Annotated in this window: 15 protein-coding genes; 8 read left to right on the top strand and 7 right to left on the bottom strand. The window is 71.9% G+C overall.

Annotated features, from left to right (window positions below):
- Nucleotides 1-85: 85 nt before the first annotated feature.
- From Ae505Ps2_RS13955 to Ae505Ps2_RS13945, 3 genes are all read right to left on the bottom strand, one after another.
- Nucleotides 86-1,384, bottom strand: a complete 1,299-nt coding sequence (locus tag Ae505Ps2_RS13955) for a M20/M25/M40 family metallo-hydrolase (RefSeq protein ID WP_249265269.1) — start codon at nucleotides 1,382-1,384, stop codon at nucleotides 86-88.
- An 8-nt stretch (nucleotides 1,385-1,392) separates the two neighbouring features.
- Nucleotides 1,393-2,802, bottom strand: coding sequence for an MFS transporter (locus Ae505Ps2_RS13950; protein WP_075306997.1), 1,410 nt, complete (start codon nucleotides 2,800-2,802; stop codon nucleotides 1,393-1,395).
- 176 nt (nucleotides 2,803-2,978) lie between these two features.
- On the bottom strand, nucleotides 2,979-3,803 hold the full coding sequence (locus Ae505Ps2_RS13945; RefSeq protein WP_075553681.1) for a transposase family protein: 825 nt from the start codon (nucleotides 3,801-3,803) through the stop codon (nucleotides 2,979-2,981).
- A 173-nt stretch (nucleotides 3,804-3,976) separates the two neighbouring features.
- On the opposite strand from Ae505Ps2_RS13945, the gene Ae505Ps2_RS13940 reads away from it, so the two are divergent.
- Both Ae505Ps2_RS13940 and Ae505Ps2_RS13935 read left to right on the top strand, forming a co-directional pair.
- On the top strand, nucleotides 3,977-5,380 hold the full coding sequence (locus Ae505Ps2_RS13940) for a PLP-dependent aminotransferase family protein (RefSeq protein WP_249265268.1): 1,404 nt from the start codon (nucleotides 3,977-3,979) through the stop codon (nucleotides 5,378-5,380).
- A gap of 1 nt (nucleotide 5,381) precedes the next feature.
- Nucleotides 5,382-6,563 carry a helix-turn-helix domain-containing protein gene (locus Ae505Ps2_RS13935; protein WP_020628360.1) on the top strand — a complete coding sequence of 394 codons (1,182 nt, stop codon included), beginning with the start codon at nucleotides 5,382-5,384 and terminating at the stop codon, nucleotides 6,561-6,563.
- On the opposite strand, the gene Ae505Ps2_RS13930 is transcribed toward Ae505Ps2_RS13935, so the two are convergent.
- From Ae505Ps2_RS13930 to Ae505Ps2_RS13920, 3 genes are all read right to left on the bottom strand, one after another.
- Entirely contained in the window at nucleotides 6,514-7,905 is a 1,392-nt protein-coding gene (locus Ae505Ps2_RS13930) for a DHA2 family efflux MFS transporter permease subunit (protein WP_083695661.1), read from the bottom strand. The two genes, Ae505Ps2_RS13935 and Ae505Ps2_RS13930, sit on opposite strands and share 50 nt — an antisense overlap.
- Nucleotides 7,906-8,014: 109 nt before the next feature.
- The gene (locus Ae505Ps2_RS13925; protein WP_075554233.1) at nucleotides 8,015-8,863 is read right to left on the bottom strand and encodes an NAD(P)H-binding protein; all 849 of its coding nucleotides are present in this window, start codon (nucleotides 8,861-8,863) and stop codon (nucleotides 8,015-8,017) included.
- Nucleotides 8,864-8,906: 43 nt separating this feature from the next.
- Nucleotides 8,907-10,265: an MFS transporter gene (locus tag Ae505Ps2_RS13920; RefSeq protein ID WP_249265267.1), complete on the bottom strand. Its 1,359-nt coding sequence runs from the start codon at nucleotides 10,263-10,265 to the stop codon at nucleotides 8,907-8,909.
- A gap of 805 nt (nucleotides 10,266-11,070) precedes the next feature.
- Here Ae505Ps2_RS13920 and Ae505Ps2_RS13915 point away from each other — a divergent pair.
- From Ae505Ps2_RS13915 to Ae505Ps2_RS13905, 3 genes are read left to right on the top strand one after another with little or no spacing between them, the layout of a single operon-like run.
- The gene (locus Ae505Ps2_RS13915; protein ID WP_233147449.1) at nucleotides 11,071-12,525 is read left to right on the top strand and encodes an aldehyde dehydrogenase family protein; all 1,455 of its coding nucleotides are present in this window, start codon (nucleotides 11,071-11,073) and stop codon (nucleotides 12,523-12,525) included.
- Entirely contained in the window at nucleotides 12,522-13,775 is a 1,254-nt protein-coding gene (locus tag Ae505Ps2_RS13910) for an aminotransferase class V-fold PLP-dependent enzyme (RefSeq protein WP_083695656.1), read from the top strand. The genes Ae505Ps2_RS13915 and Ae505Ps2_RS13910 overlap by 4 nt, the downstream gene beginning before the upstream one ends.
- Nucleotides 13,772-14,902, top strand: coding sequence for an FAD-dependent oxidoreductase (locus tag Ae505Ps2_RS13905; RefSeq protein WP_075553678.1), 1,131 nt, complete (start codon nucleotides 13,772-13,774; stop codon nucleotides 14,900-14,902). The genes Ae505Ps2_RS13910 and Ae505Ps2_RS13905 overlap by 4 nt, the downstream gene beginning before the upstream one ends.
- A gap of 23 nt (nucleotides 14,903-14,925) precedes the next feature.
- On the opposite strand, the gene Ae505Ps2_RS13900 is transcribed toward Ae505Ps2_RS13905, so the two are convergent.
- A complete protein-coding gene (locus Ae505Ps2_RS13900) occupies nucleotides 14,926-15,660 on the bottom strand; it encodes a GntR family transcriptional regulator (RefSeq protein ID WP_075307833.1) in 735 nt (244 codons plus the stop codon).
- Nucleotides 15,661-15,920: 260 nt separating this feature from the next.
- Between Ae505Ps2_RS13900 and Ae505Ps2_RS13895 the strand changes: the two genes are divergently transcribed.
- The 3 genes from Ae505Ps2_RS13895 to Ae505Ps2_RS13885 all read left to right on the top strand — a co-directional run bounded on the left by Ae505Ps2_RS13895 (nucleotide 15,921) and on the right by Ae505Ps2_RS13885 (nucleotide 20,893).
- Nucleotides 15,921-17,921: a primary-amine oxidase gene (locus Ae505Ps2_RS13895; protein ID WP_083695652.1), complete on the top strand. Its 2,001-nt coding sequence runs from the start codon at nucleotides 15,921-15,923 to the stop codon at nucleotides 17,919-17,921.
- Nucleotides 17,922-18,006: 85 nt separating this feature from the next.
- Complete coding sequence (locus Ae505Ps2_RS13890; protein ID WP_075307835.1) at nucleotides 18,007-19,377, top strand: Rieske 2Fe-2S domain-containing protein; 1,371 nt, start codon at nucleotides 18,007-18,009, stop codon at nucleotides 19,375-19,377.
- Nucleotides 19,370-20,893, top strand: a complete 1,524-nt coding sequence (locus tag Ae505Ps2_RS13885) for a glutamine synthetase family protein (protein WP_084786271.1) — start codon at nucleotides 19,370-19,372, stop codon at nucleotides 20,891-20,893. The genes Ae505Ps2_RS13890 and Ae505Ps2_RS13885 overlap by 8 nt, the downstream gene beginning before the upstream one ends.
- The last annotated feature ends 17 nt before the right edge of the window (nucleotides 20,894-20,910 follow it).

Here is a 20,910-nt window from a genome sequence, read left to right as displayed (position 1 = left end):
TACTGTCCAGAATACGGTTCTCACGTTTCCTGGATGGCGGTCAACGTTACGCGTCGGTTACTGTTGGACCGCTCTCGGGCGGGACTCAGCACCGGTCGAAGAAGTCGTCGAGCACGGGTACGCCGAAACGCAGGGCATCCACCGGAACACGCTCGTCGACACCGTGGAAGGCGGCCGGGAAATCGAAGTCGGCCGGCAGCTTGAGTGGGGCGAAGCCGTAGCAGGCGATGCCGAGCCGGCTGAAGTGCTTCGCGTCCGTACCCGCGGGCAGCAGGTACGGGATCACACCGGCGCCCGGGTCGTGGCGGGCCACGCTGGCCGCCATCGCGTGCGTGAGCGGGGTCGGGAAGTCCGTCTCGACCGCGACGTCCCGATAGAAGATCTCGCACGTCGCGTTCGGCCCGACCAGCGCGACGAAGGACGCGATGAACTCGTCCTCGTGCCCCGGCAGGAACCGGCAGTCCAGCTCGGCGCTGGCCAGGCTCGGGATCACGTTGGTCTTGTTGCCGGCGCTGATCAACGTCGGCGACGCGATGTTCTGCAGCGACGCGCCCACGATCCGTTCGAGCGGGGAGATCGCCTTGAGCAGCGCGTCCGGGTCGTCCGGGTGGAACTGCTCGTCCAGCTCGGCGGACAGCGCGTCGATGAACTGCCGGGTCGTCGGTGTGAGCTGGACCGGGAACCGGTGCTCGCCGACCCGGTGCATGATCTCACCGAGCTGCGCGATCGCGTTGGAGGAGTTGAGCATGGAGCCGTGCCCGGCGATCCCCTTCGTGGTCACCCGGAACCAGATGACCCCCTTCTCCGCGGTCTCCACCAGGTAGAGCCGGCGGCTTCTCGGCAACGGCGCCGAGAAGCCGCCGACCTCACCGATCGCCTCGGTGCACCCCTCGAACAGCTCCGGTCTGTTGTCCACCAGCCATCGCGCGCCGAGCCGACCTCCGTTCTCCTCGTCGGCGACGAACGCGAGCACGACGTCGCGCGCCGGCGGGCGACCCGCCCGCATCCGCGCCCGGACCACCGCCAGCATCTGCGCCGCGAAGTACTTCATGTCGACCGCCCCACGGCCCCACAGGCAGCCGTCGGCGATCTCCCCGCCGAACGGGTGGTGGCGCCAGAGCGCGGGCTCGGCCGGCACGACGTCGGTGTGGGCGTGCACCAGCAGGCCGGGCCGCTCGGGATCGGCCCCGGGCCAGCGCGCCATCACCGTCGTGCGGCCCGGGCGCGGCTCGATCAGCTCGACGTCGAGACCCACCTCGGTCAGCAGCCCCGCCGCGTACTCGGCGGCGAGCCGCTCACCGGGCCCGCGGTCGTCGCCGTAGTTGGACGTGTCGAACCGCATCAGGTCGCGGCAGATGGAGACGGCCTCGTCCTCGGCACTCATCGGCGCGCTCATCGAGCGGGGCCCTTCGGCAGGTCGACCTCCGTGAGCGGGCCGGGCCCCTCGACCGCGGGTGTGACCGACTCCAGCGACCTGCCGGTGGTCCGCGGGCCGAGCACCAGCACGTTCACGATCAGGACGGCGAGCGCGGCGGCGACCACGCCGAACACGAACTCCGGCCCGATGACCAACGCGGGGAGCAGGACGTAAGGCAGTGCGGCCGTGGTCAGCCGGCTGATCGAGTACGCGACGCCGGCACCGGTCGCCCGGAGGGCCGTCGGATAGATTTCGCCGTGATAGACGTGGTAGGCATTCGAGTAGATGTTGCTCACCAGCGTGAAGATGAATCCCCACAGGATGATCGTGGCGGGCGACTGGGCGTACCCGAAGAGCAGCCCGGCCACCGCCATGCCACCCGCGGTCACCGCGATCAGCACCTTGCGTTCCACGCGTTCCACGATCGGTAGGGACAGCGCCGAGCCGAGCGGGTAACCAATGAAGATGAACCCGAGATAGGCCAGGGAGGCGACGATCGAATAGCCCTTCGCGGCCAGCACCAGTGGGGCGATGGTGCCGAATCCGTAGTAGCCGAACGCCGAGCAGAAGTTGAGCACCCAGGCCATGGTGGTGGTGCGCCGAAAGCGAGGGGCGAAGATGGCCGACAGCGGCATCTTCTCGGCAACGGTCGGACTCTCCGGTTTCCGCTCGGGTTCCGGCAACACCTTTCCGCTCGCGCGGGCAGCGTCCTCCCACTTCGTCATCAGCGCGTCCGCCTCGTCGTGGCGACCGACGGCCTCCAGCCAGCGGGGTGACTCCGGCAGCATCCGCCGCAGCACCCAGACGATCAACGCACCGAGCGCACCGAGGATGAACATCCACCGCCAGCCGTCGACGCCGAATGGGCTCAATGGCACGAGAATGCTGGCCAGGAACCCGGCCGTCGGCACGCCGAGGAAACCCACGGTGTAGGCGAGCGCGGTGAACCGGCCGCGCAGCCTGGCCGGCAGCAGATCGGCCAGGTAGGCATCGGCCAGTGCCAGCTCGGCACCCAGGCCCACTCCGGCGAGGAATCGCGACACCACGAGCACCTCGACGTTCGGAGCGAGGCCACCCACGAGCGAGAAGAACGAATAGATCCCGAGATTCAGCAGGAACGCCCGCCGCCGACCGATCCGGTCGGCCACTCGGCCGAGGAAGATAGCTCCGATGAACTGGCCGACGAACGCGCTCGCCAACACCGCCTTCAACGGGTCCGCGCCGAGCTCGAAATGCTGCTTGAGCACGCCGGAGAGCGTGCCGGCGAGGAAGACCTCGTAGGTGTCGAAGAACAGTCCGAGGCCGACGCACACCACTGCCATGACGTGCAGCCGGGTGATCGGCATTCGGTCCAGCCTCGCCGATATCGTCATCGCATCAGACATAGGAGCCTCGTTCCGTCAAGGAGTCTGCCTAACGAATTAACACAACCTTGTGTCAGCTGTAACATGTGGCGCAGCGATCACTCGCCGGCGCCGCCCCCGTCGACTACCATCGGCGAGTCTTCCTGCGGCGCGCACCTTTGGATATGGCCAATGAGGTGTTCTCAGTAGCGGGTTGATCATGTCGTGCGGTCGTACTCGGTGTGGAGTAGTACGAGCGCAGCTGCGGTGATCACGCCGGTGCGCCAGGGACATAGCGTGACTCGCCGCAACGCGGCGAAGGTGGTCTTGAGCAGGGCGTTTCCGCGTTCGGCCAGAGCACGAAGGGCTGAGTGCAGGGTGTTGACGGTGCGCTGGTTGACCGTCTGCCCGCGGCCGGGGGCGAGTTTGATGGGCACGGTGAGCCGGTCGGCTTCGCCTTCGTAGCCGAGGTCGCCCAGCGCGGCGTGGGTGTCGTCGGTGAACGCGGCCAGGCCCTCGAGCAGCCCGGGGTGGGTACGGGCGCAGCGGGTGTCGTGCTCGCGGCCCGGCCGCACGTCGCTGGTCCATAGCGGCCATCCATCAGGTGCGGTGAGGACCTGGATGTTCCCGCCGTGGCGGCGGTGCTTGCCCGACCACCACAGGTCGACCCCGGGGGTGAGGCCGAGCGCGCGGCACCGGTCGGTGGCGATCAGGGTGCCGTCGAGATTCACGTGGGTGTGCCCGGCTGTGCGGGCGGCGAGCAGGGCTCCGTGCAGGCCGGGTGCGGCCGCGGCGAGGACGTCGATGCCTTCGTGCAGGTAACGGTAGGCCGTTGCAGTGCTGATCGCGTTGTCACCGGCCGAACATCGGACCCGGGTAGCATCACAGAACCAGCGGATCACCAGCACTGCCTGGGCGAACGGGGTCAACGCCCGCCGCCGGGTGCCACGTCGACGGCGTTGAAGGACCAGGAGCCGCGCCAGATAGGCCACGGTGCGCTCCCCGATCGGGAGGACAGCGGTGTAGGTGACAGGATCAGACATGCAGGACCTCGGTGACGGTGTCGATCTGTGCTGGACCGAACCGATCTACCGGGGTCCTGCCCCGTTCCCGCTCATCTCACCACCCTCGGCGTGTCGCCACGACCTGCCACCCCGCTACTGAGAACACCTCAATGACATCGGAAATGGACCGTTTTCCGACCGATATCCTCGGCGTGCTCGGAGACTGGTCGGCCGGCAGCGGGCCGCTCCACCTGCGCATCGCGGCGGCGGTCCGCGACGCGATCGAGTCCGGCGCGCTGCTGCCCGGGCGGCGGCTCCCGTCGGAGCGTCAGCTCGCCGACCAGCTGGCCGTGAGCCGCACGACCGTCGTCGCGGCCTACGACCGGCTGCGCGGCGAGGGCCTGCTCGTGAGCAGGCGCGGCAGCGGCACCCGGGTGAGCCTCGAGGCGCGGCCCCGGCGCGAGTTCACCGCGGCCGTGCCGGAGGGCCGCACCACCTCGATCGTGCGCCGGCTCATCACCGGGCAGAAGGACGTCATCTCACTCGCCATCCCCGACTGGGACGACAGCGCGGGGATCGGCCAGGCGGTCCGCGAGACGGTCGAGTCCGACCTCAAGGAGCTGCTGTCGGGCACGGGCTACCAGCCGCGCGGCCTGCTCACCCTGCGGGAGGCGGTCGCCGACTCCCACACCCGTGCCGGGCTGCCCACCAGCACCGACCAGATCCTGGTGACCAACGGCGCGCACCCCGCGGTGCTGCTGGCCACCCAGCTGTACGTGCGGCCGGGGGTGAGCGTCGTCGTGGAGAACCCGAGCTGGCCCGGCTACCTCGACATCTTCACCAACGCCGGTGCGCAGCTGGTCGGGGTGCCGCTCGACGACGAGGGCATCGACGCCGTCGAGCTGGACCGCACGCTCGCCGAGCGGCCGCCCGCGTTCGTCTACGTGATGCCGACCTACCAGAACCCCACCGGCATCCTCATGTCGCAGGCCCGCCGGCAGGCGCTGGCCCGCATCACCGCGCGCCACCGCGTCCCGGTGATCGAGGACCACTCCTACATCGGGTTGGCCCACGGCGACACGCCACCACTGCCGATCGCCGCGTACGGCGCTCCGCAGGCCGAGGTCCTCACCGTCGGGTCGCTCGACAACGCCGTCTGGCGAGGACTGCGGGTCGGCTGGCTGCGGGCGTCCGCCGACATCATCGACTCCCTGACCTACCGCAAGAGCCTCATCGACCTGGGCGGCCCGCTGCTCGACCACGCCATCGCCGCCCGGCTGCTGCGCCGTCACGGCTGGCCGATGGCGACCCGCTCGGCCGAGCTGTCGCACCGGCTCGACGTGCTGGAGGAACTGCTGCGCGATCGCTTGCCGAGCTGGCGCTGGCGCCGCCCCGACGGCGGGATCGCGCTGTGGGTGACGCTGCCGCGGCCGAACGCCACCGCCTACGCCCAGCTCGCCCTGCGCCACGGCGTGGAGGTGCTGCCCGGCCCCGCGCTGGACGCCACCGGTCGCGACGACACCCACATCCGCGTCCCGTTCACCCAACCGTCGCACGTGGCCGCCGAGTTCGTCGATCGGCTGGCGCTGGCGTGGGCCCAGCTGGAACGGTCGTGAGGTGGGTAGCGCGCTCGACGAGGACTGGCCCGAGGTCCGCGGGCTGTGTGCCGAGGTGCGCCGCGACGTGCCCGTCATCGTCCCGGAGATCGTCACGCACATCCGGGCGGCGTCGCCCGACTACGAGCACGTCCCGCGCGCCGACCACGAGAAGCACGTCGGTGAGCAGTTCCGCGGCCTGCTCGACGGGCTCGCCGCCCGGTGCCCGCCCACGGCGGCGCAGACCGAGGCAGCCCGGGAGCTGGGGCGGCAACGGGCCCGGCAGGGGGTGCGGGTCGAGGAGATGATCGGCGCGTACCACGTCGGCTACCGCGAGATGTGGAACGTGCTGCTGGCCAGGGCCGACGAGCGGGAGCCACCGCTCGCGGCGCACCTGGTGCGCGTCGTGGACCTGTGGTGGACGTGGATCCGGCTGATCAGCAGTGCCTCGGCCGATGCGCACGCCGAGACCCTGCGTTCCCAGCACGCCGTGCAGATCACCATGACGCACCGGTTCCTGGAGATCCTGCGCGCCGGCGAGGACCCGTCGGGTGAGGCCGTGCACCTCGCCCGTGCGCTGACGTTCGACCCGGACGGGTCGTTCCAGGCCGTCTGCTTCCTGCTGCCGAGCCGGCCCGAGGACGGGCTCGACCAGCTGCGCCAACGGCTGCGGCGGCTGCCGGGCACGATCCACTCCGCCACCCGCGGAACGCACGGCGTCGTGCTGTGCCAGGCCGCCGCGGCCGACCTGGTGACCGCGACGGTGCACGAGGCGCTCCCCGGGGAGGCCGTCGGCATCGGTCTGCCCCGGCCGGGCCTGGCCGGGGCCGAGGCCAGCATCGTCGATGCCGAGCGGGCGCTGGCCGTGGCGGGCGCCGGCGAGGCGGTGCTGTTCGGCGAGGAGTGGCTGCCCGCGACGTTGCTGCCGCACGGGCCACGGCTCGCACCGCTGCTGCAGGTCGGCAGCGACGTCGCCGCCGATCACCCTCATCTCGCCGACGCCGTCCTCGGGTACGCGGAGTGCGGGTTCTCGATCACGTCGGCCGCGAAGTCGCTGAACCTGCACCCGAACTCGGTGAAGTACCGCCTGGACCGCTGGACACAGCTGACCGGCTGGGATCCGCGCGAGGTGCGCGGCCTGCTGAACTCGTGGATCACCCTGCGGATGCGGGAACGGTCGCGTACCGGACGAGCAACGCGATGACGCCGACGCCGACCGCGCAGATGACCATGCCGATGTGCATGCCGGTCACCACTGAATCGGCGGAGCTCATGATGCCGCCCAGCACCGCGACGCCCAGCACTCCGCCGAGCTGGCGGCTGGCGTTGAACACGCCGCTGCCCGTGCCGGTCAGGCCCGGTGGGGGGCTGACCACCGCGAGCGAGGCCGTCGGTGGGAGTGCCAGCCCGCTCCACAGGCCCTGCAGGGCCATCGCGGCGCCGAGCACCCAGTACGGCGAGGTGGCATCGCACAGCAACATGAGCAGGAAGCCGGGCACCCCGACCAGCGCGGCCAGGTAGACCGGCACGCTCAGCCCGCGCTCGATCATCAGCCGGCTGGTGAGCAACGGCGGGGCGAGCGCCGTCGCGATGGTGATCGGGAGCAGCTGCAGGCCGGCGACCAGCGCACTCGTCCGGTGCACGGTCTGCAGGTAGATCGCGAGCAGGAACAGGGTGCCGAAGAAGACGAACTGGAACACCAGCCCGTTGACGGCGGCGACGGTGAACCGGCGATCGCTGAACAGCCGCGGCGGGACGAGCGGATGGGCGCTGCGGGCCTGGACGACGACGAACGCGGGCACCGCCAGCACGACGATCGCCCCGGCGGCCAGGATCAACGGCGACGTCCAGCCGTACGACGGGCCCTCCATCAGGGCGAACGCCAGGGCGCCCAGCGCCGCGATCGCCAGCACCTGCCCCCACCCGTCGATCGGACGGCGCGGCCCGCGCGGGATGTCGGTGATCGTGCGGCGGGCCAGCAGGTAGATCCCGACGCAGATCGGCACGTTCACCACGAAGATGGCCCGCCAGCCGAGTGTGTCGATGAACAGTCCGGAGATCAACGGGCCCGCGGCGAGCGCGGCCGCGCCGGTGCTGCCCCAGATCGCGACGGCGCGCGACCGGGCGGCCGGGTCGGCGAACAGGTGCGGGATCAGCCCGAGCAGGGCCGGCAGCAGCAGTGCCGCCGCGACCCCCTGCAGCAGCCGGAAGCCGATCAGCAGCTCCAGGCCCGGCGCCAGGCCGCACAGCAGCGAGGTGACCGCGAAGCCGAGCACACCGAACCGGTAGGCACGGTCGTTGCCGAGCCGGTCTCCGATCGCGCCACCGCACAGGATCAGCGCGGCCACCGCCAGCGTGTAGCCGTTGACGACCCACAGCAGCCCGCTGAACGAGCCGCCGAGCGACTCCTGGATGTGCGGGACCGCCAGGTTGACGATGTTGGTGTCCAGCATGATCACGAAGTTGCCCAGGCACACCGCGAAGAAGCCGAGTGACCGCCGTCGAGTCGGTCCGGCTCCGATCCCGACCTCCACATGCTGCGACATGCACCCAGCGTCTCCCTCGACGGCCGACCGGGTAATGCACTCGACCACGATTTTCCGGGCCACGAGTTCGTGGAAACCACGAACACCCGGCTCGACGCCGCGTCGCCCGTCAGCGGAAGAGCGCGATGTTCTCGGTGACCCAGTCGTGGAGGGTGAGCGGCGCCCGGCCCGTGACGCGCTCGACCGTGTCGAACACCGTCCGGTCCCACTCGACCGACTGGCGCTTCAGCTCGAGGAGCACCTCGAGCCGCGGCCCGCCCCAGCCGCGCTCGGCGTACTCGGCCCGGGCCTCGGCCGGGGTTCGCTCGACGTGCGCGACGGGCCGGCCGACGACCTCGGCGACGACCTCCACCATGCGGGCCGGCGAGATGGCCTCACCGCCCGTGATCGGCAGAGCCGCGCCGAGGTGGTCGTCGGTGAGGAGCGCCCGGTACGCCACCGAGGCGATGTCACGCGGGTGGACCATGGCGGACGTCGGATCCCCCTGGGTGGTGTGGACGACGCCGTCCGACGCGACGGACCGGGCGTACTGACCCACGAACGACATGAACGTGCCGGGTCGCAGGATGGTCCACCGCATGCCCGACTCCCGCACCACGTCCTCACCGCTGCTGTGGCCGAGGCTCAGGGGGTCGGTGGCGCCGAACTCGACCCCGCTGGTCGAGAGCTTCACGAGCTTGCCGACGCCGGCCGCTCGGGCCGCCGCGACGAGGTTCGTCTCGTGCACAGGGCCTTCGTGCCCGTAGCCGGGCGGGACGACGAACACGGTGTCCACGCCGGTGAACACGCCGTCCAGGCTCTCGGGGCGTTCGAGGTCACCTCCGACGACCTCGACCCCCTCGGGGAGGTCGGCCTTCTCGGGGAACCGGGTCAGCGCGCGGACGGGTTCGCCGGCGGCCACGAGCTGCGGGACGAGCTCGGAGCCGACGGTGCCGGTGGCACCGGTGATCAGGTACATGGGTGTCTCCTTCGTGGAGGGGTGGAACAGGGGGAGGTGGGGGTCAGGGCGTGCCGGGGGCCGCACCGTCGGGGGCCGCACCTTCGGGGGCCGCACCGTCGGCCGTCGCGTCCTCGGGCAGTCGGGTGCTCGGGAAGAACAGCGAGACCACGAACCCGACGACGACGACCGGGACCATCGCGGCGAACACGGAGGCCCCCAGGGACCTGCCCATCTGCCGCAGCATGGTCGTGACGCCGTGGACCGCGCCCATGTCGTGGGTTCCCCCGCCGCTGCGCGCGGCGACGGTGAGCGCCTGCTGGTTGAGCCCGGCCGCGACGCCGAACATCAGCAGGTACAGGATCGTCAGCGGGAGCGGCGTCGCCGGACCGGCGGTGACGAAGAGCAGCGCCGTCAGGGCGAAGAGAGCCATGCTCGCCGGCGGGTACCAGCGGAACGAGCCCGTGCGCCCGATGAGCCGGGCGCTCCCGTACTGGCTCACGACGACGGCCAGCATCATCGCCGCGAGGATCACGCCCGACTCGCCCGCACCCAGCCGGTCGACCGACTGCAGCCAGAGCACGAGGTAGTTGATGCTGCCGAGGCCGACGAACCCGGCGATGACGTCGACCACCGAGACCACGCTGATCGTCCGGTTCCGGAAGAGCGAGAGTGGGATGACCGGATCGGCCGCGCGCCGCTGCGACAGCACGAACGCGACGACGAGCAGCACCGAGGCCATGCAGAGACCGATGACCACGCCCGGGCTCCGCGGGTCCGACCTGCCGGCCTGGTTCGCCAGGAGGTTGAGCGCGACGATGGCCGAGGTCAGCAGCACCGCGCCCAGGTGGTCGATCCGCACTCGACCGGGCGCGGATCGCGGAGGCAGGTGCAGCGTCGCCGAGACGATCGCGATCACCGCCAGCCCGATCGGCAGGTTCATCAGGAACGTCCAGCGCCAGCCGAACAGGTCCGTGACGACACCACCGACGGTCGGCCCGGCCAGAGAGGCGACCCCGACGGTGACGGAGATCCAGCCGTAGTACCTCGCGCCCGCTCGCGGCGAGAACATCTCGCCGATGATCGCGAGCACGCAGACGAACAGACCGCCGCTGCCGACGCCCTGGACGACGCGGAACGCGACCAGCTGCCCCATGGTCTGCGCGAGACCGGAACCGGTCGAACCGACGAGGAAGACGACGACGGAAACGACCAGCACCTGCTTGCGGCCGAACAGGTCACCCCACTTGCCGCAGATCGGTAATGCGACCGTACCACCGATGAGATAACCCGCGGTGACCCATCCGAACTGGTTCAGGGAACCCAGGTCGCCGACGATGCGTACCAGCGCGGTGGCGACGACCTGAGCATCGAGCAATGACAGGAAGACGGCGGCCATCAGCGCCACCATGATGGTGCGCACCCGAGTGGAGGACAGATCCGCCGTCAGCGAACCGGAACGAGGCGTGGACACGACGACATCCCTACGAGATGGTCGACCGGCGCTCGGCCCTCAGCACGAACACCAGGTCAACGGCATGGTCAGAAGTAGACGAAAAGACAGCGCGCGGTGGCGCCGGAGTGGGGTCTCGACCTCTGCGTTCTCGCGCGAATACAGCGAGACAGAGACCTGACCGAGCGTGGCTTCGCTCTCCTCAACCGCGGGTCCTTGTCGTCCGGCTCTGCCGGAGGACCCCGGTCCTCTTCATTCGTACTTCTTGACCGATCACATCCTCACACAGGACATCGTGCCCACCATTGAATGCCGACGAGGACGCTAGCAGGCGACCACTTCGGCGGCAACGCGATATCAGCACGATCCACTGGCCACGAAACGACTCCACGGTCCTGCGACGCCGGCTCGGACACAGATCCTCCGAATCCGGTCACGGGCCTTCGGGCGGTCCCGTGCTCTCCGGACCCGCGCGCGTGACCCCGGCCGCATCCGCAGCGGCCGCCCGGATCGACGGGGCGACCACTCGGGCGAGGGCGAGCCAGAGCAGGTCGGCACCCCTGGTCCGGTCGAGCCCCACGCGGCACCACCGGCAACCTGCGCCGCGTCGGCCGTTCGGCCACCACCACCGCCGGATCGCACGGCCCGTGCGGCCCGTCGGCACGTCTCGTGCCGGCGTCGTTCGACCACGCGCACGGTGTGTGTGGAATCTCTTGCACATCGGATCCAAAGAATCCTAATGTTGGATCCAATCTACGTCAGGTCAGGAGAGTCCGTGCGTTCTTCGTTGCCCTCGCTCGCGCCGTCGGCCGGGCTGTACATCGACGGGGCCCGGATCCCGGCCGGCGATCGGGCCTCGTTCCCGGTCGTCGACCCCGCCACCGAGGAGGTCCTGACCCACGCCGTGCAGGCCGACGACGCCGACGTGGACGCCGCCGTCGCCGCCGCGGGTACCGCGCTGCGGGACCGCCGGTGGTCCGGACTCGCCCCGCTGGAGCGGGCGGCCGTACTGAACCGGGTGGCCGACCTGATCGAGCAGGACCTCGAGGACCTCGCGATCCTCGAGACCCGCGACAACGGCAAGCCGATCGAACGCTCACGGGCCGACACCGGCCAGGCGGCGCGCACGTTCCGGCACTTCGCCGGCGCCCCGAGCCGGTTGACCGGCAGCACCGTCCCGATCGACGGCGGGGCCCACCACGTCTACACGACGCTGCAGCCGGTCGGGGTGGCCGCGCTGATCCTGCCGTGGAACTTCCCGATCATGACCGCCGCGTTCAAGCTCGCCCCGGCCCTGGCCGCAGGCTGCCCGGTGGTGGTCAAGCCCGCCGAGCAGACACCGCTGACGATGCTGCGCCTGGCCGAGTTGCTGACCGAGGCGGGCGTGCCCCCCGGAGTGGTGAACGTGCTGACCGGCGACGGCCGCGTCGGCGCGGCGCTGACCGCCCACCCCGGCGTCGCGACGGTGTCGTTCACCGGCAGCACCGCCGTCGGCCGGGAGGTCGGTGTCGCCGCGGCAGGCCGGCTCGCGCACTCGACGCTGGAGCTGGGCGGCAAGAGCGCCAACATCGTCTTCGACGACGCCGACCTCGACGCCGTCGTCACCACCGCGATGCGTGCGTCCTTCGGGCACTCCGGCCAGATGTGCACCGCCGGCAGCCGACTGCTCGTGCAGCGCTCGATCCTGCCCGAGCTCACCGAACGACTGCGGGCCGCCGTCGGGCGGGTCCCGATGGGCGACGGGCTCGCCGGCGGGATCTCGGTCGGACCGCTGGTCTCGCACGAGCAGCGCAGCCAGGTGCTCGGCTACATCGAGAAGGGCCGGGCGGAAGGGGCCGAGCTCGTCGTGGGCGGGGGTTGTCCGGACGGGCCCGGCTACTACGTCGAACCGACCCTGTTCACCGGCGTCACGAACGACATGGTGATCGCCCGGGAGGAGATCTTCGGCCCGGTCCTCGGCGTCCTCGCCTTCGACCACGAGGACGAGGCACTCGTCCTCGCGAACGACTCGACCTACGGGCTCGCCGCCGGTGTCTGGACCCGGGACCTCGGTCGCGCCCACCGCATCGCCGCGCGTCTCGAGGTCGGGACCGTATGGGTCAACACCTACAACGTGTTCGACCCGGCCCTGTCGTTCGGCGGGGTCAAGGACAGCGGCCTCGGCCGGGACCTCGGTGACGAGGCGCTGCAGGGCTTCGTCGAGTCCCGGGCCGTCGTGGTGGCGCTGTGAGCCCCGAGTCGATCGCCGGCCCGGCCCCCCGGCCGGCCCTCGGGACGGCACCCGCGCCGGGGATCGACGTCGCCGCGGAACGGGCCCGCACCCCCGGTGTCACCGAGTCGCACCACCTGAACGCAGCCGGCGCGGCCCTGCCGACCGCAGCTGTCGTCGACACCGTGGTCGAGCACCTCCGCCGCGAGGAGCGCGACGGTGGTTACGAGGCCGCAGCCGCGGTGGGTGAGGCGGTCGAAGCCGTCTACGACGACGTCGCCGAGCTCGTCGGTGCCCGCGCGGCGGAGATCGCGTTGTTCGACACGGCGACCACCGGCCTGCGGGTGCTGGTCGACGCGCTCGTGAGCAGCGGGACACCGCGGCTGCTCGTGAGCCGCTCGGCCTACGTGAGCCACGCCCTGCACCTCATGGCCCACGCCCGGCGCACCGGGACCGGGCTCGAGATCCTCCCCGTCGATCCCGCGACCGGTGCCGTCGACCTCGACGCCCTCGCGCTGAGCCTGCACGGTGGTGGACCGGCGATCGTGTTCGTCGCTCACCTGCCGACGTCGTCCGGGCTGGTGGAGCCGGTCGCCGCGCTCGGCGCGCTGACCCGCCGGCACGGGGCACGCCTCGTCGTCGACGCCACCCAGTCGGTCGGCCACCTGCCCGTCGACGTCGGCGAGATCGGCTGCGACGTACTGGTCACGACCGGGCGGAAGTTCCTGCGGGCCCCGCGGGGTACGGCCTTCGCCTGGGTGCACCCCGCCGTGCTGCCCACCCTCGAACCGGGCGCCCCGGACGTGCGGGGTGCCGCGTGGACCGCGGAGCGCGAGTGGACCCTGGCCGGCACCGCACGCCGCTTCGAGACCTGGGAGCACTCGGTCGCCTGCCGGCTCGGCCTGGGGGTCGCGGTCCGTGAGACGGTCGAGCGGGGTCTCGACGTCACCACCGCACATCTGGTCGCACTCGGCGCGGACCTGCGCGAGCAGCTGCGGTCGCGGCCCGGGGTGACCGTGCGCGACCCGGCCGCGAGCACCTCCGGGATGGTGACCTTCACCGTCGACGGCGTCGAGCCCGCCGAGGTCAAGCACCGGCTCGCCGCGGCGCGGGTCCGGGTCGTGACCGTCCCGGCGAGCCACGGTCAGTGGGATCTCGGCGCACGCGAGGTTCCCGCAGTCGTGCGCGCCTCGGTGCACGTCTACAACAACACCGACGACCTCGACGCCCTGCTGTCCGTCGTGGACACGATCACGGCGGGGCACCGGTGACCCGCACCGTGCTCGACGCCGACGTCGTCGTCGCCGGGCTGGGCGTGCACGGCACCGCCGCGGCGTACGAGCTCGCCGCGCGCGGCCGGCGGGTGATCGGCTTCGACCGGTTCGGCGAGGGCCACCTGCGCGGCTCCTCGCACGGGCGGACCCGGATGATCCGCCGCGCCTACCCGAACCCGGTGTGGAACCCGCTGGTCGAGCGGGCCTACGTCGGCTGGCGGCGCTGGGAGCGGCGCACCGGCGAGACGCTGCTGCACCGCACCGGCGGGCTCTACGCCCACCCCGAGCCCGGACAGCTGCAGGGCCCCGGTTGCGAGACCGTCTCGGACCCCGACCGGCTGCGCGAGCTCGCCCCGGGGCTGTCGTTGCCGGACGGCTGGCACGCCGTCTCCGACCCGGACGCCGGTGTGCTGGAGGCCGGGGCCGCGCTGCGCGCGGCCCGCGCGGCCGCCCGCACGGACGGCGCCGAACTGATCTTCGACGAGCCCGTGCTGGGCTGGACGCCCGTCGGCTCCGGGCCGGACGCGGGCGTCGTCGTCCACACCGGACGACGCAGCGTCCGGGCCCGACGCCTGGTCGTCGCCACCGCGGGCTGGGTCCCCGATCTGGTACCCGAGCTCGGCGGACTGTTCAGCACCTGGCGGATCCTCACCGTCACACTGCGTCCGGGGCACCCCGCCGCCGCTCCCCCGTCGCTCCCCGCGTTCTCGGTGCACCGGCCACAGGGGCTGATGTTCGGGCTGCCCGACGTGGCGGGCAGCGGCTACAAGGCCGGCACCGACACCGAACGGATCTGGGACCCCGAGCGTCCCGTCGAGCCGGTGGCCGCGGACGAGGTCGCCGCGCTGTGCACCCTGATGTCCCGGCACGTACCGGAGGTGCCCGCCCACCCGTCCACCGACGTCGCCGAGGCGAGGGCCTGCCTCTACACGATGACGACGGACCGCCGCTTCGTCATCGGGAGGCTGCCGGCGACGCCGCAGGTGGTGGTCGCCGCGGCCTGCTCGGGCCACGGGTTCAAGTTCGGGCCCGCCGTGGGCGAGGCGGCCGCCGACCTGTGCGAGGGGATCGACCGTCCCGACCTCGACTTCGTCGGCGTCACCCGACGACTGACCGCAGCATGACCGCGACGGGCGGCGGATCCGTCTCAGCCGACGAACACCGTGGCGGAGCGCTGCTCGTACCAGCGGGCCAGCGCGTCACCGGCCGCGATGACGTGCGCCCGCATCTCGGCGGCCGCGGCGTCGGCGTCTCCGGCGCGGAGCGCGGCGATGATCCGCTCGTGCTCGGCGAAGTTCTCGTCGCGGTGCCGGCTGTCGTTGACGATCAGCTGCGAGGACACGTTGCGCGGGAACGCGCCGTTGATGTCCTCGATGGAGCGGGTGAGCCGGGCGTTGCCCGCGACCTCGGAGATCAGGGTGTGGAAGGCGTCGTTGGCCGCCCGGTGCACCGGTGTGCGGCCCTCGCCCTGGGCGGCGGACTGCTCGTACATCTCCCGGTTGTCGCTCTCCAGCTCGTCGAGCTGCTCGCGGGTGATCCGGGCGACCGCGCGGCGGGCGGCGAGCGCCTCGAGCTCGGCGCGCACCTCGTAGGCCTCCCGGACCTCCCACGGCGCGGGTACCCGCACGACCGCGCCGCGGTGCGGGTGCACCGCGATCAGCCCGCCGTTCTGCAGCTGGCGGATCGCCTCACGGATCGGGGTGCGGCTGACGCCGAACAGGGTGGCGAGCTCGGCCTGACGCAGCTGGCCGCCGATCGGGATGTCCCCACCCATGATCATGTCCCGGATGCGGGCGGCGAGGTCGTCGACCAGCGTGGCACCCGGCGCTCCCTGCGCGGCCCCACCCTCGGTCCCGTCGGTATCCGGTGTACGCCGGACCATGCCCGTCCCCCCGTCCTCAGCGCCGTCGCGTGGCGGCGATACCGCGCCGGTGGACCCGAAACGATAGCCGACGGGTGCGTGCTCACCCGGGATGGATCCCAACCCGTGGGTCGTGGATCAGTTCCGCGGGCGGCCGTCCGCCGTCGTCGTCGAGCCACAGCCGTCACTTTCGGATCCACTTTAATCCGTCATGGATACCAACCGTCGACCCGTGGTCGCTCCGGACTCGTCCGGGCACCCGGTGGAGGAGGACCGACCCGATGAGCGTGATCGAGGGCGTGGCCGCGTCCGGACCGGAACGGACACCGGGAGCCGGGAGCGGCCCGCGGTTCGGCCGGCAGACCCCACCGTCCCCGGCCCAACGGCACTGGACCGAGCCCCTCGCCGAGTCGGAGATCGCCGAGATCGTCGACCTGGTGAAGGCCGACCCGCGGATCGGCGAGCACCCCCGGTTCTGGGGGGTGTCGGTCGACGAGCACCGTGCCCGGGACCTGCCGGCGGGCGTCGGTCGGCCGGTCCGGTCGATCGTCATGAACCCCGACGCGCACGCCGCGTGGGAGGTCACCGGCTGGACGTCGGGGGTCGACCGGCCGGCGTCGTTGCAGACCTGGACCCCGGTGGACGCCCGCCGGCCCGGGATCTCCAGCGAGGAGGCCCGGATGATGGCCCAGGCCTGCCGGGACGATCCCGGGATGCGCGCGGCACTGGCCCGCCGCGGGATCACCGACCCGTCGCTGGTCTGGGTCGACCCGGAGTCGATCACCGGCTTCGAGCCCCCGGAGTTCGCCGGGCGGCGGCTGTCCTGGGGGGCGGTCTGGCACCGCGAGCACCCCGAGGACAACGGCTACGCGCGCCCGGTCCCCGGCCTGGTCCCGATCGTCGACATGGAGACCTTCGAGGTCCTGCGGATCGAGGACCACGACTCCGGCCCGCCCACCGCCGAGGCCGGGAACTACCGATCCGGTGACTGGGGCCCGGACCGTGTCGTCGCCCCGCTGGAGATCGTCCAGCCCGACGGGCCGGGCTTCACCGTCGACGGGCACCTGGTGCGCTGGCAGAACTGGTCGTTCCGGGTGGGCTTCACCCACCGCGAGGGCATGGTGCTGCACGACGTGCGCTACCTCGACGGCGACCGCGAGCGCACGGTGCTGCGCCGGGCCGCGGTCAACGAGATGTACGTGCCCTACCTCGACCCGGACCCGACGGCGTACCGGAAGAACTTCTTCGACTGGGGCGAGTACGGCGCGGGCCCGCTCACGGCGTCGCTGGCGCTGGGCTGCGACTGCCTCGGCGAGATCCGCTACCTCGACGCCGCCGTGCTGGGCGGGCACGGCGAGCCGCGGACCGTCCGGAACGCGGTGTGTCTGCACGAGGAGGACGCCTCGATCCTCTGGAAGCACGTCAACACCCGCACCGGCCACGCCGAGGTGCGCCGGAGCCGGAAGATGGTCGTCTCCTCCTTCGCCACCGTCGCCAACTACGACTACGGCTTCTACTGGTCCTTCCACCAGGACGGCACGATCGACCTGGAGATCAAGCTGACCGGCATCATGTCGGTCACCGGGCTCGGACCGGACGGGGCCGCCCGGCACGGTCGCCGGGTCGGCGCCGACGTGCAGGCGTCGAACCACCAGCACTACTTCGGGCTGCGTCTGGACACCGCGGTCGACGGGCCCCGGAACCGGCTCAGCGAGATCCACGCCGAGGTCGAGCCCGACCCGGAGCTCGACCCGTACGGCAACGCCTGCCGGATGGTCCGCACGCCGATCACCAGCGAGGCGGCCGGCGCCCGGAGCGCCGACCCGTCCCGCGCGGTGCACTGGCTGGTCGAGAGCACCGAACGGACGAACCGCTTCGGCGACCCCACCGGCTACCGGCTGGTGCTCCCGAACACGACCCGGCTGTTCGCCCGGCCCGGCAGCGTCGTGGAACGCAAGGCGCCGTTCGTGTCCCGGGCGCTCTGGGCCAGTGCCTATGCCCCCGACGAGCGCTTCATCGCCGGTGAGTACCCGAACCAGGGCCCGCTGGGCGAGGACGGCGTGCACGTGTGGCAGCGGGCCGACCGTCGGCTCGACGACGCCGAGCTGGTGCTCTGGCCGGTCGTCGGCGTGCACCACGACCCGCGTCCCGAGGAGTGGCCGGTCATGGCCGTGCACCGGATCGGGATGCGGATGGAGCCCGACGGGTTCTTCGACCGCAACCCCTCGCTCGACCTGCCGGCCCCGGCCCCCGCCCGGTCCGGCGACGGGTGCTGCCACTGATGGCCGCCCTGCGCGGGCGGCCCGGCGCGCGATCCGCGGCCGGAACTCGACCCGTGAACCGATCCCGACGCGAGAGAGGCCCGTCGTGCTGAAGCGCGAGGACAACGAGAAGCTGACCCGTACCGGCCCGGACGCCCCGCTCGGCCGGCTGATGCGTTCCTACTGGCAGCCCGCCGCGCTGGTCTCCGAGATGCCGGAGGACCGGCCGGTCAAGGCCGTCCGGCTGATGAGCGAGGACCTCGTGCTGTTCCGGCGCGACGACGGCGGCTGGGGCCTGATCAGCCGGTTCTGCGCGCACCGCGGCGTCGACCTGTCCTACGGCCGGCTCGAGGACGGCGGCCTGCGCTGCCTCTACCACGGCTGGCTCTACGGGCCGGACGGCCGCTGCCGGGAGCAGCCGGCCGAGCCGCCGTCGAGCACCTTCGCCGACAAGATCCGGATCCGCAGCTACCCCTGCGAGGAGCGCAACGGCATCGTCTTCGCCTACCTCGGCGCGGGCGATCCGCCGCCGTTCCCGGCGTTCGACTGCTTCACCGCGCCACAGGCCTACACCTTCGCCTTCAAGGGGCTCTGGGAGTGCAACTGGCTCCAAGGCGTCGAGGGCGGGATCGATCCGAGCCACGTCTCGTTCCTGCACCGCTTCGTGGGTGAAGACCCGCGTGAGGTCTACGGCCGGCAGTTCAGCGAGGAAGTCGCAGGAACCGGGCAGAAGCTGTCCAAGCTGGTCGGTGACCACGTCCGCCCGGACATCGAGGTCGAGCGGGCCGAGCACGGGCTGCGGGTGTTCGCGATCCGTGAGCTCGACGGGGAGCGCACACACGTCCGGATCACGAACCTGATGTTCCCGAACGCGTTCGTGGTGCCGTTCGGCAACGACAAGGTCTTCGCGCAGTGGCACGTGCCGATCGACGACGAGAACCACTACTGGTACATGGTCCTCTACGACTTCGCCGAGCGGACCGACGCCGAGACCCTGCTCGCGCAGCGGCTGGCCGAGGTGACCCTCCCCGACTACCGGCCGATCCGGAACCGCGGCAACGACTGGGGCTTCGACGCGACCGAACAGAGCGAGCTGACCTACACCGGGATGGGTCTGGACATCAACGTCCACGACCAGTGGGCGGTCGAGAGCATGGGCCGGGTCCAGGATCGGACCGTCGAGCGGCTCGGGGTCTCCGACCGGGCGGTCACCGCGAACCGGCGGCTGCTGCTGAAGTCGCTGGAGGCCTTCGAGGCGGGTTCCCCGCTGCCGGCCCAGCCCCTGGACGCCGACGGCGCCGCGCGGCTGGTGGGTCCGGTCGCCGTCGACATGGTCGGCCCGACCACGGGGTGGCAGGGGCAGTGGGCCGCCCACGACGCCCGCCGCCGTGCCGAGTCCCCGTGGGCGACACCGCTCGGTTCCCCCGCACTGTCCGACGACACGGCGGCCGGAGCGGGGGCGACCGCCGATGCGTAGCGTCGACGAGCGGCCGGTGGCCGAGGGCGGCGGCGGGCACTCCGCCCGCCCGATGCTCGACGCCGACCGCGGCGGCTTCGTCGAACGGCACGGACTGTGGTCCGAGCAGCAGTACGCCGCCGCGGCGCAGCTGCGCCGGGTGGTCGACGAGCTCGGCATCGAGCTGGTCCGGGTCTGCTTCGTCGACCAGCACGGGGTGCTGCGCGGCAAGTCGATCACCAGTACCGCACTGCCGGGCGTCCTGCGCTCCGGACTGACCGCGCCGTCGTCGCTGCTGCTGAAGGACCCGTCCGGGCGCTCGACGTTCGCGGTGTTCGACGGGCTGCGGCTGGACGGCCACCGCGGCTTCTCCGGCGCCGGTGACGTGGTGCTCGTCCCCGACCCGGCCACCTTCCGGGTGCTGCCGTGGGAGAACCGGACCGGGCTGCTGCTCGCCGATCTGCACTACCCCGACGGCGGGGTGGTCCCGTTCTGCACGCGGGGTCTGCTGCGTCGGCAGCTGGGCGCGCTGGCCGGGCGCGGCATGAGCCTGACCGTCGGCCCGGAGCTGGAGTTCCACGTGTTCGCCCGTGCGGACCCGGCGATGGACCCCGCGCAGGTCGGCCGGCCCGGCGCGCCGGGCACCGCGCCCGTGGTCCGGCCGCTCACCCCCAGCTCCCAGCTGCTCGACATCGGTGGCCTGGACCGCTGCGACGAACTGGTCACCGGGATCCACCGGACACTGACCCGGCTGGACCTGCCGCTGCGCTCGATCGAGCTCGAGTTCGGGCCCAGCCAGTTCGAGATCACCCTGGAGGCGGGCGAGGCGGCGGTGGTCGCCGACCAGGTCGTGCTGGCCCGCACGGCGATCAAGCAGCTGTGTGCACGAATGGGCCTGCACGCCACGTTCATGTCCCGGCCGCAGGGGTCCGAGACCGCCTCCACCGGCTGGCACCTGCACCAGTCGCTGTGCGATCTCGACACCGGCGCCCCGGTGTTCCCCGGGGCGGGGACCGACTCGGTCCTCTCACCGCTCGGCAGGTCCTACCTCGCCGGCCTGCTGGAGCATGCGGTCGCCGCGGCGGTCTTCGGCACACCCACCGTCAACGGGTACAAGCGCTACCAGCCGCACTCGCTGGCCCCGGACCGCGTGCTGTGGGGGGCCGACAACAAGGGGGCGATGGTGCGGGTGGTCGGTTCGGCCGGCGACCCGGCCGCCCGGTTGGAGAACCGTTCGGGGGAACCCGGCGCGAACCCCTACCTCTACATCCTCTCCCAGCTGGTGTGCGGTCTCGACGGGATCGACCGCGGGCTCTCGCCCGGGGAGCCGTCGGACTCGCCCTACCGCGACGAGGCGCCGCGGCTGCCGCGCACCCTGGGTGCCGCGGTCGACGCGCTCGACGCCAGTGCCCTGTTCCGGCGCGAGCTCGGTGACGTCGTCGTCGACTGGTACGTCCACCTCAAGCGGGCGGAATTCGAGCGCTACCTGGCCGACGTGTCGGCCTGGGAGCAGCGCGAGTACTTCGACCTGCTGTGACCAGCCCGGTGAACGAC

Source organism: Pseudonocardia sp. Ae505_Ps2 (genome assembly GCF_001932425.1).
Classification (GTDB): Bacteria; Actinomycetota; Actinomycetes; order Mycobacteriales; family Pseudonocardiaceae; genus Pseudonocardia.
This window is presented reverse-complemented; position numbering and strand designations above follow the sequence as displayed.